The organism is Zoogloea sp., assembly GCF_017302315.1.
GTDB lineage: Bacteria > Pseudomonadota > Gammaproteobacteria > Burkholderiales > Rhodocyclaceae > Zoogloea.
In genome coordinates this window covers 28,626-53,419 of sequence record NZ_JAFLDT010000002.1, presented here as the reverse complement: position 1 = coordinate 53,419, position 24,794 = coordinate 28,626, and the positions used below count along the sequence as shown (strand labels likewise).

The 24,794-nt window shown below is 65.1% G+C and carries 26 protein-coding genes and 1 other RNA gene; 7 read left to right on the top strand and 20 right to left on the bottom strand.

From position 1 onward, the window contains the following. Positions 1-34: 34 nt before the first annotated feature. The 8 genes from murF to J0L98_RS01115 all read right to left on the bottom strand — a co-directional run bounded on the left by murF (position 35) and on the right by J0L98_RS01115 (position 7,532). The gene (gene murF, locus J0L98_RS01150; protein WP_296409498.1) at positions 35-1,411 is read right to left on the bottom strand and encodes a UDP-N-acetylmuramoyl-tripeptide--D-alanyl-D-alanine ligase; all 1,377 of its coding nucleotides are present in this window, start codon (positions 1,409-1,411) and stop codon (positions 35-37) included. Next, the gene (locus tag J0L98_RS01145) at positions 1,408-2,925 is read right to left on the bottom strand and encodes a UDP-N-acetylmuramoyl-L-alanyl-D-glutamate--2,6-diaminopimelate ligase (protein WP_296409496.1); all 1,518 of its coding nucleotides are present in this window, start codon (positions 2,923-2,925) and stop codon (positions 1,408-1,410) included. Before J0L98_RS01145 ends, murF begins: the two co-directional genes overlap by 4 nt. After that, on the bottom strand, positions 2,925-4,682 hold the full coding sequence (locus J0L98_RS01140) for a penicillin-binding protein 2 (RefSeq protein WP_296409495.1): 1,758 nt from the start codon (positions 4,680-4,682) through the stop codon (positions 2,925-2,927). Before J0L98_RS01140 ends, J0L98_RS01145 begins: the two co-directional genes overlap by 1 nt. Next, entirely contained in the window at positions 4,679-4,945 is a 267-nt protein-coding gene (ftsL, locus tag J0L98_RS01135; RefSeq protein WP_296408860.1) for a cell division protein FtsL, read from the bottom strand. The genes J0L98_RS01140 and ftsL overlap by 4 nt, the downstream gene beginning before the upstream one ends. A gap of 1 nt (position 4,946) precedes the next feature. After that, positions 4,947-5,876 carry a 16S rRNA (cytosine(1402)-N(4))-methyltransferase RsmH gene (gene rsmH, locus J0L98_RS01130; protein WP_296409494.1) on the bottom strand — a complete coding sequence of 310 codons (930 nt, stop codon included), beginning with the start codon at positions 5,874-5,876 and terminating at the stop codon, positions 4,947-4,949. Further along, positions 5,873-6,319, bottom strand: coding sequence for a division/cell wall cluster transcriptional repressor MraZ (gene mraZ / locus J0L98_RS01125; protein WP_296408863.1), 447 nt, complete (start codon positions 6,317-6,319; stop codon positions 5,873-5,875). Before mraZ ends, rsmH begins: the two co-directional genes overlap by 4 nt. Positions 6,320-6,670: 351 nt before the next feature. Next, an RNA gene (gene rnpB, locus J0L98_RS01120) (RNase P RNA component class A) lies at positions 6,671-7,060 on the bottom strand. Between the two features lie 43 nt (positions 7,061-7,103). After that, positions 7,104-7,532: a hypothetical protein gene (locus J0L98_RS01115; RefSeq protein WP_296409492.1), complete on the bottom strand. Its 429-nt coding sequence runs from the start codon at positions 7,530-7,532 to the stop codon at positions 7,104-7,106. 300 nt (positions 7,533-7,832) lie between these two features. On the opposite strand from J0L98_RS01115, the gene J0L98_RS01110 reads away from it, so the two are divergent. Beyond that, on the top strand, positions 7,833-8,996 hold the full coding sequence (locus tag J0L98_RS01110; RefSeq protein ID WP_296409491.1) for a UbiH/UbiF family hydroxylase: 1,164 nt from the start codon (positions 7,833-7,835) through the stop codon (positions 8,994-8,996). Between the two features lie 58 nt (positions 8,997-9,054). Then, positions 9,055-9,783, top strand: a complete 729-nt coding sequence (locus J0L98_RS01105) for a DsbC family protein (protein WP_296408868.1) — start codon at positions 9,055-9,057, stop codon at positions 9,781-9,783. Positions 9,784-9,812: 29 nt separating this feature from the next. Here the strand turns inward: J0L98_RS01105 and J0L98_RS01100 are convergent, their stop codons facing one another. Both J0L98_RS01100 and J0L98_RS01095 read right to left on the bottom strand, forming a co-directional pair. Beyond that, complete coding sequence (locus J0L98_RS01100) at positions 9,813-10,679, bottom strand: EAL domain-containing protein (RefSeq protein WP_296409490.1); 867 nt, start codon at positions 10,677-10,679, stop codon at positions 9,813-9,815. Between the two features lie 116 nt (positions 10,680-10,795). Then, a complete protein-coding gene (locus J0L98_RS01095; RefSeq protein ID WP_296409489.1) occupies positions 10,796-12,037 on the bottom strand; it encodes a murein transglycosylase A in 1,242 nt (413 codons plus the stop codon). Between the two features lie 69 nt (positions 12,038-12,106). Here J0L98_RS01095 and J0L98_RS01090 point away from each other — a divergent pair, with 69 nt between their 5' ends. The 3 genes from J0L98_RS01090 to J0L98_RS01080 are packed head-to-tail and all read left to right on the top strand — an operon-like array spanning position 12,107 to position 14,026. Beyond that, the gene (locus J0L98_RS01090; RefSeq protein WP_296409488.1) at positions 12,107-12,235 is read left to right on the top strand and encodes a hypothetical protein; all 129 of its coding nucleotides are present in this window, start codon (positions 12,107-12,109) and stop codon (positions 12,233-12,235) included. Further along, positions 12,228-13,091: an ATP-binding protein gene (locus tag J0L98_RS01085; protein ID WP_296409487.1), complete on the top strand. Its 864-nt coding sequence runs from the start codon at positions 12,228-12,230 to the stop codon at positions 13,089-13,091. The genes J0L98_RS01090 and J0L98_RS01085 overlap by 8 nt, the downstream gene beginning before the upstream one ends. Continuing rightward, positions 13,088-14,026, top strand: a complete 939-nt coding sequence (locus tag J0L98_RS01080) for a Nudix family hydrolase (protein ID WP_296409486.1) — start codon at positions 13,088-13,090, stop codon at positions 14,024-14,026. The genes J0L98_RS01085 and J0L98_RS01080 overlap by 4 nt, the downstream gene beginning before the upstream one ends. A gap of 25 nt (positions 14,027-14,051) precedes the next feature. On the opposite strand, the gene J0L98_RS01075 is transcribed toward J0L98_RS01080, so the two are convergent. The 10 genes from J0L98_RS01075 to glnA all read right to left on the bottom strand — a co-directional run bounded on the left by J0L98_RS01075 (position 14,052) and on the right by glnA (position 22,856). Next, positions 14,052-14,258, bottom strand: a complete 207-nt coding sequence (locus J0L98_RS01075; RefSeq protein ID WP_296409485.1) for a DNA gyrase inhibitor YacG — start codon at positions 14,256-14,258, stop codon at positions 14,052-14,054. Continuing rightward, complete coding sequence (zapD, locus tag J0L98_RS01070; RefSeq protein WP_296409484.1) at positions 14,255-15,010, bottom strand: cell division protein ZapD; 756 nt, start codon at positions 15,008-15,010, stop codon at positions 14,255-14,257. The genes J0L98_RS01075 and zapD overlap by 4 nt, the downstream gene beginning before the upstream one ends. Before the next feature lie 60 nt (positions 15,011-15,070). After that, positions 15,071-15,694 (bottom strand): dephospho-CoA kinase, encoded by a 624-nt coding sequence (coaE, locus tag J0L98_RS01065; RefSeq protein WP_296409482.1) that lies wholly within the window; start codon positions 15,692-15,694, stop codon positions 15,071-15,073. Continuing rightward, the gene (locus J0L98_RS01060) at positions 15,691-16,413 is read right to left on the bottom strand and encodes an SPOR domain-containing protein (RefSeq protein WP_296409479.1); all 723 of its coding nucleotides are present in this window, start codon (positions 16,411-16,413) and stop codon (positions 15,691-15,693) included. The genes coaE and J0L98_RS01060 overlap by 4 nt, the downstream gene beginning before the upstream one ends. A 62-nt stretch (positions 16,414-16,475) precedes the next feature. Beyond that, on the bottom strand, positions 16,476-17,195 hold the full coding sequence (locus tag J0L98_RS01055) for a type III pantothenate kinase (RefSeq protein WP_296409477.1): 720 nt from the start codon (positions 17,193-17,195) through the stop codon (positions 16,476-16,478). Further along, a complete protein-coding gene (locus tag J0L98_RS01050; protein ID WP_296409600.1) occupies positions 17,195-17,968 on the bottom strand; it encodes a biotin--[acetyl-CoA-carboxylase] ligase in 774 nt (257 codons plus the stop codon). The genes J0L98_RS01055 and J0L98_RS01050 overlap by 1 nt, the downstream gene beginning before the upstream one ends. A 229-nt stretch (positions 17,969-18,197) precedes the next feature. Beyond that, positions 18,198-19,601 carry a nitrogen regulation protein NR(I) gene (ntrC, locus tag J0L98_RS01045; protein ID WP_296408888.1) on the bottom strand — a complete coding sequence of 468 codons (1,404 nt, stop codon included), beginning with the start codon at positions 19,599-19,601 and terminating at the stop codon, positions 18,198-18,200. 78 nt (positions 19,602-19,679) lie between these two features. Further along, a complete protein-coding gene (glnL, locus tag J0L98_RS01040) occupies positions 19,680-20,753 on the bottom strand; it encodes a nitrogen regulation protein NR(II) (RefSeq protein ID WP_296409476.1) in 1,074 nt (357 codons plus the stop codon). Positions 20,754-20,817: 64 nt separating this feature from the next. Continuing rightward, complete coding sequence (locus J0L98_RS01035; RefSeq protein ID WP_296409474.1) at positions 20,818-21,297, bottom strand: DUF4124 domain-containing protein; 480 nt, start codon at positions 21,295-21,297, stop codon at positions 20,818-20,820. A 149-nt stretch (positions 21,298-21,446) separates the two neighbouring features. After that, positions 21,447-22,856 (bottom strand): type I glutamate--ammonia ligase, encoded by a 1,410-nt coding sequence (gene glnA / locus J0L98_RS01030; protein WP_296409472.1) that lies wholly within the window; start codon positions 22,854-22,856, stop codon positions 21,447-21,449. Between the two features lie 344 nt (positions 22,857-23,200). Between glnA and J0L98_RS01025 the strand changes: the two genes are divergently transcribed. Both J0L98_RS01025 and nadA read left to right on the top strand, forming a co-directional pair. Beyond that, entirely contained in the window at positions 23,201-23,653 is a 453-nt protein-coding gene (locus J0L98_RS01025) for a rhodanese-like domain-containing protein (RefSeq protein WP_296409470.1), read from the top strand. 18 nt (positions 23,654-23,671) lie between these two features. Beyond that, a complete protein-coding gene (nadA, locus tag J0L98_RS01020; protein ID WP_296409469.1) occupies positions 23,672-24,772 on the top strand; it encodes a quinolinate synthase NadA in 1,101 nt (366 codons plus the stop codon). Positions 24,773-24,794 lie beyond the last annotated feature (22 nt).

Genomic DNA, 24,794 nt, shown 5'->3' with positions numbered 1-24,794 from the left:
TGAACTGCACACATATCGGTACTTCGCACACTCATCAAACCTTCTCCGCAATGGCGTCCGCCACGCGTTCCATCTTCATGAAACGCGAGCCCTTCACGAGCACCACCGTATCTGCATTCATTTCCGCCTTCACCGCCGCCACCAGGTCATCAAGCCGGGTGAAGTGGTGTCCGCCCTCTCCGAAGTTACGTGCCGCAACCTCGCTCATCTCGCCCAGCCCGAAGAGGAAATCGACGCCTTCACTCTTCGCGTAGCCACCGATCTCGTCGTGGTACTGGTAGCTCTGCTCACCAATCTCACCCATGTCGCCGATCACGAGGATCTTGCGGCCGGGGGTAGCCGCCAGCACGGCGATACCGGCACGCATGGAGTCCGGATTGGCGTTGTAGCAGTCGTCAATGACCACGGCCCCACCCAGGCCTTTGCGCAGGTGGAGGCGACCCGGGGTTCCTGCGTAACCGCCCAGCCCGTCAGCAACCGCCTTCAGCGAGACGCCGGCCGCAAGGCAGGCCGCTGCGGCCGCCAGGGCGTTGCGCACGTTGTGCTGCCCGGGCACCTGCAGGCGGAACTGCACCTCCCCTTTTGGCGAGATCAGCACCACATCACTGGCAAAACCATGGCTCGTGCAGCGGGCACTGACATCGGCATCCGATGACAGACCGAAAGTCAGGATGCGGTGGCCGCCGTTGATTGAGCGCCAGTACGCGGCAAACGGGTCGTCGGCGTTGAGCACCGCGACACCGTCCGAGGACAGGCCTTCGTAGATCGCGCCCTTCTCCCGTGCCACCTCATTGACACTGCCCATGCCCTGCAGGTGGGCACGCTGGGCGTTGTTGACCAGGGCCACGGTCGGCCGCGCCAGGTGGGTGAGATAACCGATTTCGCCAGGGCGGTTCATGCCCATCTCGATCACCGCCGAGCGGTGGTTGCCGGAAAGCCGCAACAGCATCAATGGCACGCCGATGTCGTTGTTGAGATTACCGCGGGTCGCCAGAACGGCCAGATCGGGGTCGAAGCCATCGATGCGGGCCTGGGCGCGCAGGATCGCCGCACACATCTCCTTCACGGTGGTCTTGCCATTGCTGCCGGTGATGCCGATCAGGGGCAGATCGAAGCGGCTGCGCCAGCCGGCGGCAAGTCGCCCCAGACCGAGACGCGTGTCCTCGACGACGAGCAGGGGCAAAGGCACCGGATGGGTCGCTGCCCAGGCCCGGTCAACCATGGCAGCGACAGCCCCCTGGGCAGCCACGGCACCGACGAACTCATGGCCGTCAAAGCGCTCGCCACGCAAGGCCACGAACAACTGTTCGGGCTGAATCGCCCGGGAATCGGTGCTCACGGAACGGAAGGAAACACTCCCCCCCACCGCCGTACCGCCGGTGACCAGCGCGGCCTCCTGAAGATCCATCATGAAAGCGCTCCCTGGGCATCGTTCCAGGCTTCAAGAGCAGCGCGGGTCTGCTCCACATCGGAAAAGGGATGGCGCACGCCTTTGACTTCCTGGTAGGGCTCGTGCCCCTTGCCGGCAATCAGGACAAGATCGTCGGCCGCCGCGGAGAGAATGGCGCGGCGGATGGCTTCGGCCCGGTCGGCCACCACTTCGGCCTCCGGACCGGCACCGCTGACGATGTCGCGGAGAATCTGCTCGGGGTCTTCCCCCCGGGGGTTGTCGCTGGTCAGCACAACCTGATCGGCCAGCCGACTCGCCACCTCTCCCATCAAGGGACGCTTGCCCGGGTCGCGGTCACCGCCACAACCAAAGACGCAGATCAGCCGGCCATTGCGCGCCTTGACGGTGGCACGGACAGCGGAAAGCACCTGCTCAAGTGCATCGGGCGAATGGGCATAGTCCACCACAACCAAGGGCTCGCCGATCCCTCCCAGCGTCTGCATCCGCCCCTGGGGAGGAGTGAGCCCCTCCGCAACCATCGCCGCATCCTCCAGCGTGATGCCGGATGCAATCAGGGTGCCAATGACCGCCAGCAGGTTTGACACATTGAACTGACCAACCAGGTGGGGATAGAGGTCGGCGGAATCATTGCCGCAGCGCGCGGTGAAACGGATCCCTGCCGAAGTAGCGGTGAGGCGGTCAGCCAACAGCAGCCGGTTGACCGGCGCAGCATCGGCATTGCTGGGAAACAGGGTGTAGCCGATGACCTCCAGACCCTTACCGGCCAGACGGCGGGCCTGCTCCACGCCGAACCGATCGTCTAGATTGAGCACCACCGAACGCAGCCCCGGCGTGTCGAACAGACGGGCCTTGGCAACTGCGTAGTTCTCCATGTTGCCGTGGTAGTCCAGGTGGTCGCGGGTCAGATTGGTATGCACAGCCACATCAAAACGCAGACCATTCAGACGCCCCTGGTCAAGGCCGATGGAAGAGACCTCCATGGCCACCGCATCCGCACCGGAATCGCGGAAACGGGCAAGGGTATGGTGCAGGGTGAGGCTGTCCGGGGTGGTGTTGAGGCTTTCCGACAAGGCGCCGGGAAAGCCAATACCCAGCGTGCCGATGACGCCGCACTTGCGCCCGAGGGCGGCATAGGCCCGCGACAGCCACTGGGTGACAGATGTCTTTCCGTTGGTGCCCGTCACCCCGACGGTCCATAGGCTTTCCGAGGGGCGCCCGTAAACCTCGTGGGCCAGATGCCCCGACAAGGCCGCCAGCCCTTCCACCGCCAGATGGGGAACGGGCAGACGCTCATTCCACACGTGACCGCACGCCTCCCACAGCACCGCTTCCGCTCCCGCGTGGACTGCGCTCTCAATGAAACGCCGGCCATCCGCCCGCAGCCCCGGAAACGCCAGGAAGACGTCACCAGCCAGCACCTGACGGGAGTCGGCACAGAGACGCTGCGGCTTCACCCCCCGGCTCGCCAGCTCGTCGAGAACGCGGCGAACCTGGGCTTCCGCACTATCCGACATCACATGGCCTCCCGAACGGCTGTCTGGGACACACCCTGACGGGCGACCTGGAGGGGTTTGAGCGGCGCATCCGGCGCCACGCCCAGCGAGCGCAGGGCACCCGCAGTGACCTGCGAGAAGATCGGCGCAGCCACGTCACCGCCGTAATGCTTGCCGTTACTCGGCTCATCAATCATCACCGCAACAATCAGGCGTGGATCGGAGATCGGAGCGATGCCCACGAATGACGCCACATACTTGTGTGCATAACGGCCACCGACCAGTTTCATGGCGGTTCCCGTCTTGCCGCCGACCCGGTATCCGGGCACACCGGCCTGGGGCGCGGTTCCCCCCTTCTGCACCACCAGTTCGAGCATCTGCCGCACTTCCCTTGCCGTTTGCGGCGAGAACACCCGGGCACCGTGCACCGGTGGCGCATCCAGGCGTGACAGGGAAACGGGCACGATGTCGCCATCACGGGCAAACACCTGGTAGGCGTTGGCCATCTGCATCAGGTTGACCGACATGCCGTGACCGTAGGACATGGTGGCCTGCTCGATGGGGCGCCAGGCCTTGGCCGGACGCAGACGCCCCCCCACTTCGCCCGGAAAGCCAAGCTTGAGCGGCGTGCCGAATCCGAGATCGTCCAGCATCTTCCACATGGTTTCGGGGGGAAAGCTGAGCGCCATCTTGGCGGCGCCAATATTCGAGGACTTCTGGATGACCTGGGCCACCGACAGGGCACCGTGGGGGTGGGCATCGGAAATCGTCGCCGACCCGATTGTCATCCGACCCGGCGCGCAGTTGATGATGGTGCCGGCAGTGACTTTGCCCTTCTCCAGCGCCAGCGCAGCGGTAAACGGCTTCATGGTCGAGCCCGGTTCGAAGGTATCGGTCAGGGCCCGGTTGCGCAGCTGATCGCCGGTCAGCTTGACCCGGTTGTTCGGGTTGTAAGTGGGCGCATTGGCCAACGCCAGCACTTCCCCGGTCTTTGCATCGAGCACCACGACACCACCGGCCTTGGCCTTGTGATCGGTCATGGCCTGCTTGAGGGCCGCATGGGCGAGGTACTGGATCTTGTTATCGATCGACAGGGCGACCTCGCGCCCGTCCTGGGGCAGGCGGATCGACTGAACGTCCTCGACGACGTTGCCGCGGCGATCCTTCACCACCCGGCGGGAGCCGGGCTTGCCCGCAAGCTGGGACTCAAAGGCCAGCTCAATCCCCTCCTGGCCCTTGTCATCGACACCGGTAAAGCCCAGGACATGGGCCATCACGTCCCCCCCCGGGTAGAAGCGACGGTACTCCCGCTGATCATGGATGCCAGGCAGTTTCAGCGCCGCGATCCGATCCGCGAGCTCGGGCGACACCTGGCGCTTGAGATAGATGAAATCCTTGTCGCTGGACAGCTTCTGGTTGAGCTCGCTGACCCCAAGCTCCAGCAGACCGGCCAACTGGCGGGTCTGGGAGGGATCGAGACGCGCATCCTCGGGGATGGCCCAGATCGACTTCACGGGGGACGACACCGCCAGCACATCGCCCTGGCGGTCGGTGATCTTGCCGCGGGTGGCGGGCACCTCCAAGACCCGCGCGTAGCGGGACTCACCCTTGGCCTGGAGGAACTGATCGTGCACACCCTGCAGATAGGCCGCCCGGCCGATCAAGGCCAGTGAACCGCCGAGGAGGCACAACAGCACAAAGCGCGGCCGCCAGGCCGACAGCTCCGAACGCAGAAGGGGATTGTGATTGAAGGTGACGCCCTTCTTGGCCTTCTTCATGGCTGCTCCTCGATAGCGATGATCTGCCCCGACAGCGGGGGGCGCATCGCGAGCTTCTCGCGAGCAAGCTTCTCGATGCGGGCGTGGGCCGCCCAAGTGCTTTGCTCCAACTGGAGCTGACCCCACTCGACCTCAAGCTGCTGGGAGCGCTGCTGCTCCCGCTCGACGGCCGTGTACAGCTTGCGGGCCTGGTGCTGGGATGCAACGACACCCAGGCTGCTCGCCACCACGAGCATCAGGAGGAACCCTGTCAGACGGGCCATCTCACGCCTCCATCCGTTCGGCAACCCGCATCACCGCGCTGCGCGACCTGGCGTTGGCCACCACCTCGGCATCGGAGGGCCGCACCGGCTTGCCCACCAGCCCCAGCCGCGGCTTGGGCAGATCGGCCGCCCGCACCGGCAGGCGCGCGGGAAGCTGAGGCGGCCGCGACTCGTCACGCATGAAACGCTTGACGATGCGATCCTCCAGGGAGTGAAAGCTGATCACCACCAGACGGCCTCCAACCGCCAGCGCTGCCACCACCTGGGGCAGAACTAGCGACAGCTCCTCAAGCTCTTGATTGACGCAAATCCGTAGAGCCTGGAAGGTGCGCGTCGCAGGGTGCTGACCCGGCTCGCGTGTGCGGACCGTTTTTTCCACGATCGCGGCAAGCTGTCCAGTGGTTGCAACATGCCCCCCTGCCCGAGCAGCAACAACCGCCTTTGCAATCTCATAAGCAAACCGTTCTTCACCGTATTCCCTCAGCACTTGGGTTATGTCGGCAACCGACGCTTCCGCCAGCCACTCCGCCGCGGTCATTCCGCGGGTTGTATCCATTCGCATGTCGAGCGGCGCATCGAACCGGAAGCTCATGCCCCGCCCGGCTTCGTCCAACTGGGGAGAAGACACCCCCAGATCCAGCAGGACGCCGTCCACCCGCTCCACGCCCCGCTCCGCCAGCGCCGCCGCAAAATCGGAGAACGGCGCATGCACAAGCTCGAAACGGGGATCCTCCACCGCCCGCCCGGCCTGCACCGCCACCGGATCGCGATCAAAGGCGATCAACCTGCCACCTGCCCCCAGCCGGGCCAGAATCGCCCGGCTATGCCCACCGCGCCCGAAGGTGCCATCCACGTAGACACCCTCCGGACGAATGGCCAGCGCCTCGACTGCTTCGTCCAGCAGCACCGTGATGTGTGCAGCCACGCTCACAGCGGCAGGGTTTCCCAACCCGACGGCATGAGATCGGCGCCCAGGGCGAAGATCTGCTCCTGCTGCTTCTGCCAACCGGCATCCGACCACAACTCGAAGTGATCCCCCTGCCCCACCAGATGCACCTGCTTTTCCAGCTGGCCAAAACTGCGCAGCTCGGGGGCGATCAACACCCGCCCAGCCGAATCCACTTCTTCCTCCCGGGCGAAACCCACGAGAAGACGCTTGAGCAGAGCGGATTGGTGATCAAGGCTGGAGCCGGCAAGAACCTTGTTGCGGATCGGCTCCCACGCGGGGGCGGGGTAGATCAGAAGACAGCGATGGGGATGGGCGGTCAGAACCAGCTGATTCTCGGCGAGCTTGGCGAGCGCGTCCCGATGCCGCGCCGGTATCGCCAGGCGACCCTTCGCATCGAGAGTGAGCGCTGCTGCGCCTTGAAACATGATTCCCCCACTTCTTCACCCGGACAAGCAGGAAAAACTCACTTTCTCCCACTTTCGTCCACTTCATCCCACTTTAGAGCAAAAGGAATAGGTGGTCAAGCCGACCGGAAGGTAAATCTCTTTTGGACACAAGCACTTAGAGGACGAGACCGGCCGAAAAAGGAAATCCGCTTATAAATCAATGGCCATAGAAAATATTGCAAAAGTGCTTGATTAATCGCGGCAGAGCGGCTCGACCCAAAAGGAAGCCATCACCCTTCAGGGAAGTGGAGGTTAAAAAACGTTGCGCAGCGCAGCAGCGCGCCGAAAACCGCCGACAAGTGGGGAAAAGTGGAATGAATCGGTCGAGGATTGGGAAGTCCGCCGATAAGCCGGGTTCTGTCGAGCGGACCCGTCCGAAAACCGGCCCGCCGGGCAATCATTCCTCTGGTCGACGCGTTGCCGCGCCGCTCTAGCAGCCTACCCGGGGACTCCGCGAGCAGCGTCAGCGTCCCCCTATTTGGCCTTGCCCCGGATGGGGTTTACCGTGCCGTCCGTGTCACCACGTCCGCGGTGGGCTCTTACCCCACCGTTTCACCCTTGCCTGATCTCCGCGAGGAGCCATCGGCGGTCTGCTCTCTGTTGCACTTTCCGTCGCTTTCACCCGAAGGCTATGGCGCCCGGCCGTTAGCCGGCATCCTGCTCTATGGGGCCCGGACTTTCCTCGATGTGCGGACACACCGCGATTGCCTGGCGAACTTCCCGGCGCGGAGTATAGCCGCTCGCGCCGCAGCATGCCCCGGAATCAGTCTCCGCCGCGCAGGTCCGCAGCCTGCTCGAGCACTTTTTCAATGACGCAGTCGAGGCGGGAGCGGAAGTCGGGCGTGCGCGCATTACCCCACGCCGTGAGGGACTCACCCACAGCGATCCCCACATCCAGCTCACCGCAACCGTCGGCACCGGCCAAGCCGGGGACTCGCCCGGCCACCCGCCGGCCAAGCCGGCCACCCCCGGCAAAGACCACCACCACATCGCCGGACTTCCGGTCCACCCCCAGACTGCGTACACCAATGGCCCGCAATGCAGGCCCGTGGCGTGTCTCCACGTGTTCGGCAATGGCCGGATTATTGGGTGGGCGCCCCGTCTCGGCCGCCTCCTGCTGAAGGAAGAGCACGATCGCTACCGCGAAGAGCGTCACGACGCAGAGCGCCACAACCAGCTTGCGTACATCCATCGGTGCACACTGTAGAAAATCAAAGAACCACATTCTCCCCGGCCGGGCGAAGAAACGCAGCCAAATCGGACACATTGATCCCCGCACAGCGCGTAAGCAGATCTTGCCGGCAGGCCTTTCACTCGCCTTCGCGGCCCCGGTGAAGCGCGAACCCGTATAGGGGCCCTCCTCGATCGCTGCAATGGAAACATGCCGACGTACCCCGGCACCCCATCCACGTGCCCAGCCTTGCTGCCCCGTCCCATCGCGGGTGACTTCCCCTGCGCCGTCCGGCACAATCCCGGCGCAGGAGATTCCCCAATGAAATTCGATGTACTCGTCGTAGGCGCCGGGCTTGCCGGAGCCGCCCTCGCCGCCGCCCTGCGCGGCAGCCGTCTCAAGGTCGGCATCGTGGAAGCCCGCCCCCCGGCCCGACCCACAGGCTGGGACCCCCGCATCTACGCCATCAGCGCCGCCAACGTGGACTTCCTGTCCTCAATCGGCATCTGGCAACACCTCGACCCCCAACGGCTGGCCCCGATTTACGACATGGAGATCCATGGTGACGCAGGCGGCCGCCTGGACTTTTCAGCCTATGACTGTGGCCTGCGCGAGCTGGCCTGGATCCTGGAATCCAGCCAGATGCAGCTGGAACTGTGGGAGACCGTCAAGCGCCAGCACAACGTCAGCCTGCTCTGTCCGGCCGCTCCATCCGCCCTCGCCATTGAGGAGGACGCCGCCTACCTGACCCTGGAGGACGGTCGCCGCCTGGAGTCCAGGCTCATCGTCGCGGCAGATGGCCGGGATTCGTGGGTCCGGCAGGCAGCAGGCATCGGCGCCCGCAACACGCCCTACGACGAGAAGGGTGTGGTCGCCAACTTCCGCTGCGAGAAGCCCCACCGCGACACGGCATTTCAATGGTTCCGCAAGGATGGCGTGCTGGCCTACCTGCCGCTGCCCGGCGACCACATGTCCATGGTCTGGTCGGCCCCCGACGCCCTGGCCGACGAGCTCGTCGGCCTTCCGCCGGAAGTCCTCGCCGCCCGGGTCGGTGAAGCGGGCGCCTTCCGCCTGGGTACGCTCGAGACCGTTACCCCCGCAGCCGCCTTCCCACTGCGCCTGATGCGCGTCGAAACGGTCGTCAAGCCACGCCTGGCCCTGATCGGCGACGCCGCCCATGCCATTCACCCCCTGTCGGGCCACGGCATCAACCTGGGCTACCAGGACGCCCGTGTCCTCGCCGAGCAACTGGCCGCCCTTGATGCCTGGCGTGATCCGGGCGAACTGTCCATCCTGCGCGCCTACGCCCGCGCCCGGGCCGAAGAAACCGCCCTGCTTCAGTACACCACCCACGGCCTCAACCGGCTTTTCAAGCCCGCCGATCCGCTCCTGTCGGGCCTGCGCAATCTCGGGCTGAACCTCACCAACCGATTGCCGGTCGTACGCAATGCCCTTGTTCGGTATGCCATCGCCGGCCGCTTCTGAGCTTCGAACCCGCCCAGCCTCACCTGCCATCACCCGCCCTTTCCCTGGAGATTCCCGGATGAAATTCCCCTTCGTACGTTCGCTGCTCACCACCCTCTTGCTTGCAGCGGGCGTCGCCCATGCAGCCGATGAAAACACGGTGAAGAAAAACGTCGAGAGCTTCCTCAACGCCCCCGCCGTGGAGAGCATCAAGAAGACCCCCTACGGTGGCCTGTACGAAGTCGTGCTCAAGTCGGGCGAACTGCTCTACACGGACGCCAACGTCAGTTTCCTGATCGATGGCAGCCTGATCGACGCCAAGACCCGCAAGAATGTGACCCAGGCCCGCATGGCCCAGCTGATGAAGATCGACTTCGCCACCCTGCCCCTCGACCAGGCCATCAAACAGGTTCGCGGCAACGGCAAGCGGGTGATCGCCAGCTTCGAAGACCCCAACTGCGGCTACTGCAAGCGGCTTGCCAAAGATCTGCAGGGCCTCAAGGATGCAACGGTGTACACCTTCCTGTACCCCATCCTGAGCCCGGATTCGACCGAGAAGTCGAAGAACATCTGGTGCGCGAAAGACAGGGTCGCGGCCTGGAATGACTGGATGACCGCCGGCAAGACGCCAGCCGCTGCCGCTGCAGGCTGCGATACCAGCGCCATCGACAAGAACGTGGCCCTCGGCCAGAAGATCAAGGTCAGCGGCACACCGACGATCTTCACCGCCGACGGCAATCGCCTGCCCGGCGCCGTGCCCCTGGCCCAGCTCGAACAGGCCATGACCCAGGCGGCGGGCGGCAAGTAGGCCTCTCGGGGGCCCGCCAGCCCCCGTTTTCAGGCCGCTTCCCGGGGCCGCCGGGGCCTGACCAGGGGCAGGCAGTGGGTGGCCGGGCGGCCGAGACGATAGCCCTGCAACCAATCAACCCCGGCATCCTGGGCCACCTGGAGCTGCAAAGGGTTTTCAATGCATTGGCAGACCACCTGGGCACCGAGGCGACGGATCTCGGCGCTCAGTTCGGTCATCACCCGCTTGGCAAGGCTGAGGTGCCCGGCATGCCCGATCAGGCTGCGATCCAGTTTGACCAGATCGGGCGCCAATGCCTCCAGGCGATCAAGGCAGGCGCTATGGCGGCCGAAGTTGTCGATCGCCACCCGATAGCCACGCTCCCGATAGGCCGCAACCGCGGCCTTGAGGCAAGCCAGTTTGCCAAATCCATCATCCGCAAGCTCCAGCACGATGCGCTCGGGCGTCAGCCCGCATCGGGCCAGGATGGCCTCGAACACATGCCCGTGGTGTCCGCGCACCGCGCGCAGGAGCTGCGGGTGGATGTTGAGGGCCAGAAAGCCCCCATGCTGCTCGCGCTCCTGCAGGAAGTTCAGCGCATGGAGGGTACGCACCAAGCGGTCCAGGTACACCAGCTCGTTGTCGTCGCGGGCCTCCAGGAAGACCCCCTGGGCAGGCCCGCCCACCCATTCGCCCGCCGCCACACGGAGGTGCGCCTCGTGCCCGATCACCTGCCCGCTGGCCCGCTCCACCACCGGCTGAAACAGGGTAGTCAGCACATTGCCGCGAAAACGCGCCTGCGCGTGACCGTCAACGATCTGGAAACAGTCCTCCCCCTCCGCACTGCAGACAAGCCGATTGCGTTTGTTGAAGTAGTGAACCAGTTCGGTGAGCGGCACAGTGGTCTCCGTAGGCATTCAGATCGGATTGCGTCATGGACAGAGACGCAAGCTTCGCACGATAGCCAAGGCCCTCGCGTCAGCGAACCAAGAATTTACGCTGTCGTTATTACAAATCTACCCATTCACCCGGGCTACCTCGGCACCTGATCCCGCGGCCACAGCACCCACATCTCGCCTTTCTGGCGCATCCGCCCCGCCAGGGCACCCGCCTCGGCGCCGAACCCCCAGAAGAAGTCTCCCCGCACGCCGCCCTTGATCGCGCTCCCGGTATCCTGGGCCAGCATCAGGCGCCGCAGGGGCTGGGGGCTGTTGGGCTGGGTCGTGGCAAGAAACACGGGCGCGCCAAGGGGGATGCTGCGCGGATCCACGGCCAGGCTGCGGCCTTCGGTCAGGGGCTGGCCCAGGGCACCCGACGGCCCCCCGGCCGACGGGGGAAGCTCGCGGAAGAAAATATAGCTGGGGTTGGCATTGAGCATTTCCTGCAAACGCCCGGGGTTGGCCCGCGCCCAGGCCTTGATGCCCTCCATGGATGCCTGCTCCAGCTTGATCTCACCCTTGTCCACCAGCCAGCGCCCGATGGACTGATAGGGGTGGCCGTTGGCATCCCCGTAGGCGAGGCGCACCACGCTGCCATCGCTCAGTTCCACGCGGCCCGAGCCCTGCACCTGAAGGAAGAACAGCTCGACGGCATCCTCCGCGTAGAGCAGGGTCTTCGCCCCGAAGCGATCCCCCAGCCGGGCCACTTCGGCGCGGGAGTGGTAGGGCACCACCTTGTTGCCCACCAGGCGCCCCCGCACCCGCTGCCCCTTGAGCTCCGGAAAGACCTCACCCAGATCGATGGTCAACAGGTCGTCCGGCACGCCATGCACCGGCCACGGGTAGGCCTTGCTGCGGCTGCGGCTACCCTTGATCAGGGGCTCGTAATAGCCGGTGATCAGCCCCTCCCGGCTCCCGTCGGCATTGAGCACCCGCCAGGGGCTCAGGCGCGCCTCGAAGAAGCGCCGCACGGCGGCGGCACCCGGCTTTTCCCCCACCCCCCGGGCCGCATCGCACACCGGGCGCCAGACCGCTTGCCGGCTGACAGCCCGGCAGGAGGCCAGGAAGGCGGGCCAGGCCTCCTCCACCGGATCGCTCGCCCAACCCGGCAACTCGGACCAATCCGCCGCCTGCAGAGGCCGGGCCAGCGGCAGGGGGGCCGGTGCCCCGCCGACCGCCGGGGTCGTAGCGGGAGAGGGTGCCGTCGCGGGCGTCGGCGGCGACGGCACCACGACCGGAGCACGGGCAGGCTCGCTGACGGGCTTCGGAGCGGAAGCGCACGCCGCCAGCAGGAGCACCGGAACAAGAATGGGGAGACGGGAAAAAGTGAAAAACATGGATGGGGTAAACTTGCAGAATGCTGTCGAAACGCGCCCGAGTATAACCACCGCACCGCTCCCCCGGGGATGCACAAGGAAACCACCATGTGGCTGATCGGTCTTGAACTCGGCATCGTCGCCGTGCTGCTCGGCATCGTCGCCCTGGCCCTGCGTGGCCCCAAGAACAAGGATACGGAACCCCCACCCCATGACTGACCTGAACCAGTTCCTCGCCCGGGCCGAACGCCTGCTCGAGCGCCTTGAGCACTTCCTCCCGGCACGCCCGGCCGCCCCCGACTGGACGGCGTCCACGGCCTTCCGCTGGCGCCGCCGGGGCAATGCGGCCGGGTTGCAGGCCATCCCGCACCCGCACTCGATCCGCCTCGCCGATCTGCAGGACATCGACGACAAGAAAGAGCGCATCGTCGCCAACACCCGCCAGTTCCTGAACGGCAAGCGCGCCAACAACGTGCTGCTCACCGGTGCCCGCGGCACCGGCAAGTCATCCCTGGTCAAGGCCCTGCTCACCGAATTCGCCGCCGAGGGCCTGCGCCTGATCGAGGTGGACAAGGACGACCTGATCGACCTGCCGGACATTGTCGAGCTCGTCGAGGGGCGCCCCGAACGCTTCATCCTGTTCACCGACGACCTGTCCTTCGAAGATGGCGAGCCCGCCTACAAGGCCCTCAAGAGCGTTCTCGACGGCTCGGTGGCCGCCGTACCGGACAACGTACTCATCTACGCCACCTCCAACCGCCGCCACCTGATGCCGGAGTACTTCTCCGAGAACGCGGCCACCAAACACAAGGACGGTGAAGTCCATCCGTCCGAAGCCGTGGAGGAAAAAATCTCCCTATCCGAGCGCTTTGGCCTGTGGATCTCCTTCTACCCCTTCAGCCAGGACGAATACCTGACGGTGGTGAATCACTGGCTGGGCGAGTTCGGCGTGCCGGCCGGGGCCATCCCCGACGCCCGCGGCGAAGCCCTGCAATGGGCGCTGCTGCGTGGCTCCCGCAGCGGCCGGGTGGCCTGGCAGTTTGCCCGGGACTACGCGGGGCGCTTCGAACAATGAGAAAGATCGTGCATGTGGCCGCCGCCGTCATCACCCGGCCCGACGGCAGCTTCCTGGTCGGGCAGCGCGCTGCCGACACCTTCTACCCGGGTTACTGGGAGTTCCCCGGCGGCAAGGTCGAAGCCGGCGAAACCCCCCGCGAAGCCCTGATCCGCGAACTCTACGAAGAACTCGACATAGAGGTGTTGGAAGCCTGGCCGTGGCTCACCCGCGAACACGTCTACGAGCACGCCCACGTCAATCTGCACTTCTTCGAAGTGCCCGTCTGGCGGGGCGAGATCCACGACCGGGTGCACGCCGCCCTCTCCTGGCAACAGGCCGCGACCATGGACGTCGAGCCCATGCTGCCGGCCAACGGCCCCATCCTCAAGGCTCTCCGCCTGCCCCGCCGGATGGCCATCACCCAGGCCGCCGAGATCGGCATCGACACCCAGCTGGCCCGCCTCGACCAGGCCCTGGCCAGCGGCCTGCGCCTGGTCCAGATCCGCGAACCCGGCCTGCCGGCTCCCGACCGGGAAGCCTTCGCCCAGGCCGTGCTGGGGCGCACCCGGGCTGCAGGCGCCATCGCCCTGATCAATGACGACGTGGACCTGGCCACCCGCCTCGGCGCCGACGGCGTGCACCTGCCGGCCCGGCGCCTGGCTGAACTCAAAACCCGACCGGCGCTGGAATGGGTCGGCGCCTCCTGCCACACCCGCGACGAGCTGGAGCTGGCCGCCACCCTGGGGCTCGACTACGCCGTGCTCGGCGCAGTCACCCCCACCGCCAGCCATCCAGAGCGCGACGCACTGGGCTGGGACGCCTTTGCAGACCGCATCCGCACCCTTCCGCTACCAGTGCTGGCCCTCGGCGGGCTCAAGCCCGACGACCTGGACACGGCAAAAGCCCACGGCGCCCACGGCGTGGCGGGCATCCGGAGTTTCTGGCCGGGCTAGGGTGGAGGAGCGGCCAGCGGGCCGCTCAGTGACGCAGATCGCGGAGAGGATCGGACTCGTCGTCGAGGGGCGAGTCACCCTCGACGCGGTAGCTGTCGGTCGCCCAGGCGCCGAGGTCAATCAGGCGGCAGCGCTCGGAACAGAAGGGGCGCTGCGGGCTCTGGGGGCCCCAGACGACGGCGGTGCCGCAGGTGGGGCACTTGACGATGCGGGGCTTGGGGGAATCGCTCACAGATTGCAGAAAGTCAGTTCGAACGGAACGTCCATCTCCGCCTGACGGGGCCGGGCCACGGTTTCGGCGTGCATGAAGCGTACATTCAGGGCGTACTTGTTGGCGCTGGTCTCCGGCACGCACATGGCGGTCGAGGCCAGGCGGATGCGAATCATCTGGGCGGTGCGCCCGCCCATGGTCTGCTGGAAGGCACCCCGCAGGGCCATCAGCTCTTCCGGTCGGCCGCTGGCCCGCAGCAGGCGCAACACGATGGCCAGGCCGTCACGGATGGGCAACAGGGGATGCACCCAGGCGCCAAGATCACGGCGGCGGGCTTCAACCTCCCGGTTGAGCCAGTGATGGTAGGAGGGCAGATCGAACTCGCAGGCGCCACCGGGGATGGCCGCCCGGCTGCGGATGTTCATCAGCCATTCATTTTCGCGCAGGTACTGGCCGGTCTTGCCGGCCATGGCGAGCAAGGAGGCGGATGCCTGCTCGATCTCGTAAAGGGCGCCGGACAGGGCCTCTTCGGAAATCTGGGGGTTGTTGCGGAAGGACAGCAGGATCTGACGCTGGCGTTCAAGCTCCTGGACCAGATCGACCTTCAGGTCTGCCCGGCCCGCCACCTCGAGAATTTCAAACAGGGTCAGGAGAGCCACATGGTGTTCGAGGGCGCCCTCGGCCCGCACGAAATGGGTGACTTTCTCGAACAGGTTTTCGAGCCGTAGGAGCGTGCGGATCCTCTCGTTGAGCGGATATTCGTAGGTGATCACGCGCGCGCCTGGGCCTGGATGGGATGAGGGGATATGTCGGTCTGATCGCCGCGAATCATATCACAGGCCTTTGGCGGTCGCGGCGAGGGCCAAGTAGCGACGATGGAGCCTGGCCACCTGCTCGCGCAGGGCGTCGATGGTGCCTCCGTTGTCCAGGATGTCGTCGGCCGCGGCAAGACGCTCGGCGCGGCCGACCTGGGCTGCCATGATGGCCCTCACCTGGCTTTCCTCCAGACCACTGCGCTGCATGACCCGAAGCACCTGCAAGGCCTCGGGGCAATCGACCACGCACAGACGCTGCACCCGCTCCCGGTAAGTCCCCGATTCAATCAACAAGGGCACGGCCAGGATCACGTAGGGCGCGCGGGCAGCAAGGCATTGGTGCTCGCTTTCCTCACGGATCATCGGGTGGAGGATGCCCTCCAGGCGCTTGCGCGCGTCCTGGCTCTCGAAGGCCAGGGCACGCATGGCCGCGCGATTCAGAGCGCCTTCCCCGGTGAGCACACCGTCCCCGAAGGTGGCGCGTATCGCTGCCATGGCACCACCACCGGGGCCGGTCAGCGCATGGGCGATCCGGTCGGTATCGACAATGGCGGCCCCTGATTCGGCGAAGATATCGGCAGCGGCGCTTTTCCCGCTTCCGATGCCGCCGGTGAGGCCCACGACAAAAGCTTGACGTTTCACGGGCTGCATTCGAGGCGGTTGACACCGCGCAGGCGCTCGGAAAGGTCGCTGGCCACCGTGGCGAGGCTGTCACCGGGGCCACGGACTTCGATCCGGACGGTGCCGGCCCCCCGGGTCGCGATCTGGGCGCTGCGCACGCCCTTTTCCTTGAGCGCATCGAGGAGTCGCGTCGCGGCCACTTCATTCTTGTAGAGGCCGAGGGACACCGCAAACTGGTTGGGCCCAGGGTCCTGCATGATGAAGAGATCGTCCACGCCAAGACGACGCAGTTCGGCAGCCTTCTTCTCGGCGCCATCGCGGCTGCCCTGTGCCGGAATATGCACCCACCAGGATGACGGAGCCTCGCTGCGGGTTTCGCTGAGTTTGAAGCCCGTTCCGGCTTTGGCAATGCGGGCCGTCAGTTCGCGGGCCTGGTCCGGGCTGAGCCCGGCAAACACCACGCAGGCCTGGGGCGCCACGCTGTCGGCGGGGGGCGACTCCGCTTCAGCCTTCTCCTTCGCAACGGCCGGCTCCGGCTCCGGGGCCGGTTTGACGACCGCCGGCGGTGCTGCGGGTGGGCGGGCTTCGGTCATGAGGCGCAGGCGCTCCGGATTGAGCTGGTTGCTGAGCCGTTCCGGCTCGCCATAGGACGCGCCATCGCCGAGCCAGCCCCTCCACAGGGCAAGGGCCAGCAGGTTGGCGAAGATCAGGATGATGACGGTGACACGGAGTGGGGCCATGGCCGCAAGACTAACCGATACGAGGGCACGGGAAAAGGCAAGCGCGCAGCGCTGTGGACACCCTAATCGGGCATCAGCATGCGGGCAAGTCCTTCTAGCACCAGATTGTCCACCTCCCGCAGCGGGCACTCCAGCAGTGGCGCCAAAGACGCGGCGGCCCCCCCGTTGAGCAGGCAGAGACTGCCCGGCTCGGCGGCGACCAGGCGGAACATGCGCTCGATCGCCCCCAGCTGGGCATGCAGGCAACCGGTCTGGATGGCGTCTGCAGTACGCCGCGGCATGTGCTCGAAACGACCATCGGTGTAGGGCAACTGGGCCGTATCGCGCGCCAGGGAGAGGCGCATCAGGTCCAGGCCGGGCAGGATCACGCCCCCCTGGAACACCCCCCGGCCATCGAGCACGTCGGCCGTGGTAGCCGTACCCGAGGTGACCACCAGCGCCGCGGCGCCGTGGATCGCGCGGGCGCCCACCAGCGCTGCCCAGCGATCGGCCCCGAGCCGGGATGGGTCGAGGTAGGCATTGCGAACCCCGTACCCCTCGGCCATGGGGCGTATCCACTCGGCTCCCAGACCGGCGCGTCCGAGGAAGGCGCCGAGGCGCCCGCCCACCGTTGCCCCGGCCACATTGGCGCCGAGCACACGCCTGATCGGCCCCAGGCCGGCAAGTACGTCGGCAAATCCGTCGAGGGCGCTGAGCAGCACGGCCCCCTGGCCACACCAGCGCACGCCATCGTGGAGCCCCCACTTGAGACGGGTGTTGCCCACATCGAGAAGAAGGTCCATCAGGCCAGCCTCAGGGAGACTTCGCCCGACAGCACCCGACGCAGCCCCCCCGGGGTCTGCAGCAACAAGGCGCCATCGTCGTCCACGCCGGCGCAGGTTCCCGCCAGGGCCTCCGCCTCCCCAAGGATGTTCACCGGCAGATTGGCAAAGGCATTGCGTTGTTGCCACGCGCCACGCAGGGCGGAGAAGCCCGCTGCCGCATAGACCTCGAAGAGGCGGTGAAGCTGGACCAGTACCAGACCAAGGAGACGGCTGGCGTCAGGCGCCTGCCCGAGGCAGGCAGCCAGATCCGTGACCCCGGTGGCGTATTCCACATCGGCATCGGGGGGCAACTGCAGGTTGATGCCGATCCCCACGACGGCAGCCGGTACGCGCCCGCGGCCGGGCGTCAGTTCGACGAGAATGCCAGCCAGCTTGCGGCCATGCACCAGCACGTCATTGGGCCACTTGAGCTGCACGCCCTCGACCCCCAGTTCTTCGAGCGCTCGGGCCACGGCAAGGCCGGCGACGAGGGACAAGCCGGCAGGCACCGGGGCATCCGGGGCGAAGCGCCACAGGGCGGAGAAGGTCAGGCTGGCACCCGGCCAGGACTTCCAGGCACGCCCCCGCCGTCCCCGCCCGGACGTCTGCACGTCAGCGGCGAGCACATGCACGCGCCCGTCGTCCGGGGGCAACTCGGCCAGCAGACGACTGTTGGTGGAATCGCACTCCGTCAGGAGCACCAGCGAAAAGGCACCGGCCAAGTCATCCAAAGCAGCCAGCGCCGCCCCCATGTCGAGGGCCACGTAATCGGAACGGTCCAAGAATCAAATCCCGGCAAATGAAATCAGGCCGGTCATTATGGAGCAAGGCGCATCATCAGGCGTGCTCGCCCGCACTCCGGACTCGTGAAGAAATGGGAGCAAGTGCTTAGAGATCGCTCCAGCAAGGGCAGCCCGGGAAGGAGACGGGAAGCATCGCACGCGCGCAACAGGGCCGCGCAGTCGATCCCTCCCCAGTCTTTCAGGCCGGATCGGGGTCTTCCAGCCCCAGCTCCTGGATCTTGCGGGTGATCGTGTTGCGGCCGATCCCGAGCAACTGGGCGGCCTCGATGCGCCGGCCACCAGTAGACACCAGGGCACGCCGGATGAGGATGCGCTCGAAATCCTTGCTGAGGCGGTCGAAGACCTCACCCGGGTTCTGGGCCAGGGAGCGGTCCACCTCGGCCATGAGGGCGTCGCCCCAATTGGCGGGCTGCTCCCGCGTCGGCTGGTCCTTCAGCTCGGGGGGCAGATCGGCCACCTCAACAGTCTGACCGGGGGCCATCACCGTGAGCCAATGGCAAAGGTTCTCAAGCTGGCGGACGTTCCCGGGGAAATCCAGGCTCTGAAGGTACTTGAGCGTGCTCTCCGACAGGCGCTTGGCCTCAACGCCCAGTTCCTGGGCCGACAGGGCAATGAAATGCTTGGCCAGGGGCGGGATGTCCTCGCGGCGTTCGCGCAGGGGCGGAAGGCGCAAGCGGATCACATTGAGGCGGTGGAACAGATCCTCGCGGAACAGCCCCTGGCGGACGCGCTCCTCCATGTTCTGGTGGGTGGCCGCGATGACCCGCACATTGGCCTTGATGGGCTGATGCCCACCCACACGATAGAAGTTGTTGTCGGACAACACCCGCAGCAGCCGGGTCTGCAGCTCGGCCGGCATGTCACCGATCTCATCGAGAAAGAGGGTGCCGCCCTCGGCCTGCTCGAAGCGGCCCCGGCGCATGGTCTGGGCACCGGTGAAGGCCCCCCGCTCATGGCCGAACAGTTCGGATTCGAGGAGGTCACGGGGGATCGCGGCGGTATTGATGGCGATGAAGGGCGCGTCCTTGCGCGGGCTGTGACGATGCAGTGCCCGTGCAACCAGTTCCTTCCCGGAGCCGGACTCGCCGTTGATCAGCACCGTGGCATGGGACTGGGAGAGTCGCCCGATGGCCCGGAAGACCTCCTGCATGGCAGGCGCTTGGCCAAGAATCTCCGGGACTGCGCTGAGCACTTCCTCGGAACCCACCTGATGGGCGCTCTCTTCGATGGCGCGACGTACCAGCTCCACCGCCTGATCCACGTCGAAGGGCTTGGGCAGATACTCGAAGGCTCCGCCCTGAAAGGCCGCCACCGCGCTGTCCAGGTCAGAGTAGGCGGTCATGATGATCACCGGCATGTGCGGAAAGCGCGCCTTGACCTTGGACAGCAAGGTCAGACCCGACTCGCCGGGCATGCGGATGTCTGAGAGCAGCACCCTCGGCGCCTGCGACGTACCCTCCAGCGCCGCGAGCACTTCCCCGGCGGAGCCGAAGCTCTTGTACGGAATCTCCTCCCGCGCCAGGGCCTTCTCCAGCACCCAACGGATCGAGCGGTCGTCATCAACTATCCAGACTGCATTCATGTCATTCACGCGCACAAGTGATTCAGGCAAACAAAAAGGGTTAGCGGACAAATGCACCAAAACAGTGCCTCAGTCAATTCATGATTCCAGATCCCTGGCGATCGGCAGGAAGATCGTGAAACAGGTGCGCCCGGGACGGGACTCCACCTCGATTGCCCCCTGATGCTGTTCGACGAAGCTCTGTGCGAGGGACAAGCCCAGGCCGCTGCCGTTCTCGCGCCCGGACACCAGGGGGTAGAAGATCTTGTCGCGAATGCCTTCCGGTATGCCGGGGCCGTTGTCGATCACCTGCAACTGCAGGGCGAGCTTGAAACGGCGCTTGGCCAGGGTGACTTGCCGAGCCGCCCGGGTGCGCAGCACGATTTCACCGTTGCCGTGCATGGCCTGGGCAGCGTTGCGGGCGATGTTCAGGATGGCCTGGATGAGCTGCTCGCGATCTCCGGTGATATAGGGCAGGCTTGTGTCGTAGTCCCGCTGCACGGTCACCGCCGGAAACTCCGCCAGGATCAGGCGCCTCACCCGTTCAAGGACATCATGGGGATTGAGCTGGGAAGGCTGCATCATCCGGTGGGACGTAAGCAGCCGGTTCATCAGGTCCTGCAGGCGATCAACCTCGGCGATGATCACCTGGGTGTATTCGCGCAGTTGCGGATCGTCCAGCTCCCGCTCAAGCAGCTGGGCCGAACCACGGATGCCCCCCAGGGGATTCTTGATCTCGTGAGCCAGATTGCGGATGAGTTCGCGGCTTGCCTGTTGTTGGTGCGCGAGCTGCTCCTCGCGTGCCACTTTCAGGTGCGCGTCCATCGGACGGAACTCCAGAAGCAGGCGCGCGCTGACCGAATCGACGGGCGTGACGGTGCAGTCAAGCTGCAGGGCCTCCATGCCCGGACGCGTCACCGTCAGGTTATGTCCGGTATAGCTCCAGTTGTCACGCAGAACATTGTTGAGTGCGCTGGCCAGCCCCGCCGGCTCCCCGAGCAGGCGCCGCAGGGAATAGCCGACGATCTTGCGGCTGCTCGCGGCAAACAGGTTTTCAGCCCCGGGATTGAGATAGCGCACGGTGAGTTCGTCGTCCACCAGCACCACGGCAGATGACAACAGTTCGAGGCCAGCAAAAGGGGAGGTAGGGCTGGGGGATTGGTCGTTTTGCATATGGGCAGACCAATGCAAGAAGCAGACCACTTGCCCGACGATTCACTTAGGCAACGGAGCCCCACTAACGGAGGTTCGCGATCTCCTTGCGCAGGGCCTCGATGTTGCGTTCGTGGATCTGCAGCTTGTCCTTGTAGGGCTGCAGCCGCTCCAGCGCCTTCTGGTAATTGCGCTCATCGGTGCGGATGCTCTCCTGACTCGCCAGCTCCCGCCGGGCCGCATCCAGGGCTTTCTGTTCACTGGCCAGCTCTTCGTCAAGAATGCGGCGCCGATCACTGTCGCGCGCCTTTTGGGTGCCCGTATCGACCCTGGGGAAACCCGCACTGGACGTAGATGCACCACTTTGGGGCGCAGGTGCCGGGCGGGATGCACTCGGCACCGAAGACACCGCCTGATCACGGGCAAGAAGACTGCACCCCCGCCCGGAGGCCTTGCTGTTGGTGTATGTGACGTGGCCAGCCTCATCAACGCACTTGTAGATATCCGCCCACGCCGGGGAAATACACAGCGAGGCAGCCAGCGAAAGGAAAATTCTCGGGTTCATCGTTGGCACAGGTTGGTTCAGAAGCTGGACTAGTTTAGGGGCCGGCCCGGCCAAACACAAACAAGGGCCGGAAACAAAAGGACGGGCCTAAGCCCGTCCCCTTGTAACGCATTGGCCGGCCAGCACGCTGACCGGCTCCGATCCGAAGATCAGATGGCGTAGTACATCTCGAACTCGACCGGATGCACTTCGACGCGCAGACGGTTCACTTCATCGTTCTTCAGGGCAATGAAGGAATCGATGAAGTCATTGCTGAACACACCACCACGGGTCAGGAACTCACGATCCTTGTCGAGGGCAGCCAGCGCTTCTTCGAGGCTGGAGCAGACGGTCGGGATGAGCGCGTCTTCTTCCGGCGGCAGGTCGTAGAGGTTCTTGTCGGCGGGATCGCCCGGGTGAATCTTGTTCTGGATGCCGTCGAGGCCGGCCATCATCAGCGCGGCAAAGCACAGGTAGGGGTTTGCACCCGGATCCGGGAAACGGGTCTCGATGCGGCGAGCCTTTTCGCTGTTCACGAACGGGATGCGGATGGAAGCGGAACGGTTCTTGGCAGAGTACGCCAATTTCACCGGTGCTTCGTAGTGCGGGACCAGACGCTTGTAGGAGTTGGTCAGCGGGTTGGTGATGGCGTTCAGGGCCTTGGCGTGCTTGATGATGCCGCCGATGTAGAACAGGGCGGTCTCGGACAGACCAGCGTAGCCGTTGCCGGCGAACAGGTTCTTGCCGTCCTTCCAGATGGACTGGTGCACGTGCATGCCGGAACCGTTGTCACCAACAATGGGCTTGGGCATGAAGGTGGCGGTCTTGCCGTACTGGTGGGCAACGTTCTGGACGATGTACTTCAGGATCTGGGTCTGGTCGGCGCGACGCACCAGGGTGTCGAACTTGGTGCCGATTTCGTTCTGGCCGGCAGTGGCGACTTCGTGGTGATGCACTTCGACGGGCACACCGCAGGCCTCAAGGGCCAGACACATGGCGGCACGCATGTCGTTGAAGGAGTCAACCGGCGGGACGGGGAAATAGCCACCCTTCACGGCAGGACGGTAACCGGTGTTGCCACCCTCGAACTTGGTGTCGGACGACCAGGCACCTTCTTCGGAGAAGATCTTGTGGTACGCACCGGACATGCCCACTTTCCACTCGACGGAGTCGAAGATGAAGAATTCGGGCTCCGGACCAAAGTAGGCCGTATCACCAATGCCGGAGGACTTCAGGTAAGCCTCGGCACGATTGGCGATGGAGCGGGGATCACGGTCGTAGCCCTTGCCGTCGGCGGGGTCGATCACGTCACAGGACAGCACCAGGGTGGTTTCGTCGAAGAACGGGTCGATGTAGGCGGTGTTGGGATCCGGCATCAGCAGCATGTCGGAAGCCTGGATACCCTTCCAGCCGGCAATCGAAGAACCGTCAAAGGCATGACCGCTTTCGAACTTATCTTCGTCAAACGCGCTCACGGGCACGCCAACGTGCTGTTCCTTGCCCTTGGTGTCGGTAAAACGGAAGTCGACGAATTTGACTTCGTTTTCCTGGACCATCTTCATGACGTCTTGCGGGGTCATATCACTCACTCCTAACGGGTTGAAGCTGCTGCGCAGTGGAAAAAGATAGGGGTTACAACAATAAGTCAGAACGCTTGAAAGCAGGGAACATGCCAGCTACCAAGTGAAAACAGTTCATTGTGCCACAAGGGCAGGCCACATCGCCCCGAAAAAAATAAGCACCAATACGGTGCATGTAGCACGCACAAGGCACATAAATGGTGCCAACTCAACCGGTGCAATGCCACAGAACGAGGCATGAAAAAGCCAACCCCGGGCGGGCAGCCGCCCTCCGGCATGCATGGCTTGCGGCCGTGGAGGGCAGCGGTATACTCGCAGACCCTCCTTCTCATCGGATGCCTGCCATGGGAAAACTCAGTGAAACCCTCGCCCTCGCTCAGGAACGCGCCCGCAGCCTGGGTCTTCCCTACGCTGGCGCCCTGACGCCCCGGGAAGCATGGGATGTGCTCCAGCTCGCACCGGGCTCCAAGCTCGTCGATGTCCGCACCCGTGCGGAGTGGGACTGGGTCGGCCGCGTACCAGGCGCCATCGAGATCGAGTGGATGCTTTATCCGGGCAACGAACCCAACCCCCACTTCCTGGCACACTTCAAGCGTCAGGTCGATCCGGAAGCGCTGGTGATGTTCCTGTGCCGCAGCGGTGCCCGCTCCAACGCCGCAGCCACCCTGGCCGCCGGCTCGGGCTTCACCAACGCCTATAACATCCTGGAAGGCTTCGAAGGCGACAAGGACGCCGGCGGCCACCGCAACAAGGTCGGGGGCTGGCGTCACGCCAACCTGCCGTGGACCCAGGGCTGAACACCACAGGACACCGAGATGCAAGCCGTTCCCATCAGTTTCGACCGCTTCAACACTCTTTCCGACACCGATGCCCACGCGCGCATCCGCGCCGCCCGTGAGCGCCTCGGCGACCGGGCCGTGCTGCTGTGTCACCACTATCAGCGGGCCGACGTCTACCAATACGCCGACCTCACCGGCGACTCCCTCAAACTGTCGCGTCTGGCGGCCGAAACGGAAGCCGAGTTCATCATCTTCTGCGGCGTGCATTTCATGGCCGAGGTGGCGGACATCATGTCCAAACCCCACCAGCAGGCCATCCTGCCCGATCTCGCAGCCGGCTGTTCGATGGCCGACATGGCCAATCTGGCCAAGGTCGAGCGCTGCTGGCGAGAGCTGGCCGAGGTGCTCGACACCCCGGACGCACTGATCACGCCGGTCACCTACATCAACTCCGCCGCCGACCTAAAAGCCTTCTGCGGCGAACATGGCGGCATCGTGTGCACCTCCACCAACGCCCCCACCATCCTCGACTGGGCCTTCGCCCAGCGCGAAAAGGTGCTGTTCTTCCCCGACCAGCATCTGGGCCGCTGGACCGGCTTCAAGAAGGGCATTCCGCTGGAAGAAATGGTGGTGTGGGACCCGGATCTTGAATACGGCGGCCTCAGCGTCGAGCAGATCCGGAAGGCAAAGATCCTGCTGTGGAAGGGGCACTGCTCGGTGCACCAGATGTTCCAGCCTGCGCACATCATCAAGTTCCGCAACCAGTACCCCGACGGGCTGGTCATCTCCCACCCGGAGAGCGCCCTCGAAGTGTGTCGCCAGTCCGACTACGTGGGCTCCACGGAGTACATCATCAACGTCATCAAGGCTGCCGCCCCCGGCACCCGCTGGCTGGTGGGCACCGAGCTCAACCTGGTCAATCGCCTCGCCGAAGAGGTCAAGGCCGAGGGCAAGGTCGTCCAGTTCATGGCGCCCACCGTGTGCATGTGCTCGACCATGCAGCGCATTGATCCGCAGCACCTGGCCTGGACCCTCGAGAACCTGGCCGACGGCAAGGTGGTCAATCGCATCAGCGTGCCTGAGCACGAGGCGACGCTGGCCAAGCTGGCCCTGGAGCGCATGCTGGCAGTTTCCTGAGATCGCCTGCAGGCATTCAAGA

Coding starts and splice junctions, on each gene's coding strand:
- J0L98_RS01140 (WP_296409495.1), bottom strand. CDS start 4,682: ATGAAGAAGGCCAAGAAGGGCGTCACCTTCAATCACAATCCCCTTCTG.
- J0L98_RS01110 (WP_296409491.1), top strand. CDS start 7,833: ATGAAATTCGATGTACTCGTCGTAGGCGCCGGGCTTGCCGGAGCCGCC.
- J0L98_RS01080 (WP_296409486.1), top strand. CDS start 13,088: ATGAGAAAGATCGTGCATGTGGCCGCCGCCGTCATCACCCGGCCCGAC.
- J0L98_RS01105 (WP_296408868.1), top strand. CDS start 9,055: ATGAAATTCCCCTTCGTACGTTCGCTGCTCACCACCCTCTTGCTTGCA.
- murF (WP_296409498.1), bottom strand. CDS start 1,411: ATGATGGATCTTCAGGAGGCCGCGCTGGTCACCGGCGGTACGGCGGTG.
- J0L98_RS01100 (WP_296409490.1), bottom strand. CDS start 10,679: ATGCCTACGGAGACCACTGTGCCGCTCACCGAACTGGTTCACTACTTC.
- glnA (WP_296409472.1), bottom strand. CDS start 22,856: ATGACCCCGCAAGACGTCATGAAGATGGTCCAGGAAAACGAAGTCAAA.
- J0L98_RS01145 (WP_296409496.1), bottom strand. CDS start 2,925: ATGTCGGATAGTGCGGAAGCCCAGGTTCGCCGCGTTCTCGACGAGCTG.
- nadA (WP_296409469.1), top strand. CDS start 23,672: ATGCAAGCCGTTCCCATCAGTTTCGACCGCTTCAACACTCTTTCCGAC.
- J0L98_RS01115 (WP_296409492.1), bottom strand. CDS start 7,532: ATGGATGTACGCAAGCTGGTTGTGGCGCTCTGCGTCGTGACGCTCTTC.
- J0L98_RS01025 (WP_296409470.1), top strand. CDS start 23,201: ATGGGAAAACTCAGTGAAACCCTCGCCCTCGCTCAGGAACGCGCCCGC.
- J0L98_RS01035 (WP_296409474.1), bottom strand. CDS start 21,297: ATGAACCCGAGAATTTTCCTTTCGCTGGCTGCCTCGCTGTGTATTTCC.
- J0L98_RS01090 (WP_296409488.1), top strand. CDS start 12,107: ATGCACAAGGAAACCACCATGTGGCTGATCGGTCTTGAACTCGGCATC.
- ftsL (WP_296408860.1), bottom strand. CDS start 4,945: ATGGCCCGTCTGACAGGGTTCCTCCTGATGCTCGTGGTGGCGAGCAGC.
- glnL (WP_296409476.1), bottom strand. CDS start 20,753: ATGCAAAACGACCAATCCCCCAGCCCTACCTCCCCTTTTGCTGGCCTC.
- J0L98_RS01085 (WP_296409487.1), top strand. CDS start 12,228: ATGACTGACCTGAACCAGTTCCTCGCCCGGGCCGAACGCCTGCTCGAG.
- J0L98_RS01050 (WP_296409600.1), bottom strand. CDS start 17,968: ATGGGGGCGGCGCTGGCTGCTTTGGATGACTTGGCCGGTGCCTTTTCG.
- J0L98_RS01060 (WP_296409479.1), bottom strand. CDS start 16,413: ATGGCCCCACTCCGTGTCACCGTCATCATCCTGATCTTCGCCAACCTG.
- mraZ (WP_296408863.1), bottom strand. CDS start 6,319: ATGTTTCAAGGCGCAGCAGCGCTCACTCTCGATGCGAAGGGTCGCCTG.
- ntrC (WP_296408888.1), bottom strand. CDS start 19,601: ATGAATGCAGTCTGGATAGTTGATGACGACCGCTCGATCCGTTGGGTG.
- J0L98_RS01055 (WP_296409477.1), bottom strand. CDS start 17,195: ATGGACCTTCTTCTCGATGTGGGCAACACCCGTCTCAAGTGGGGGCTC.
- J0L98_RS01095 (WP_296409489.1), bottom strand. CDS start 12,037: ATGTTTTTCACTTTTTCCCGTCTCCCCATTCTTGTTCCGGTGCTCCTG.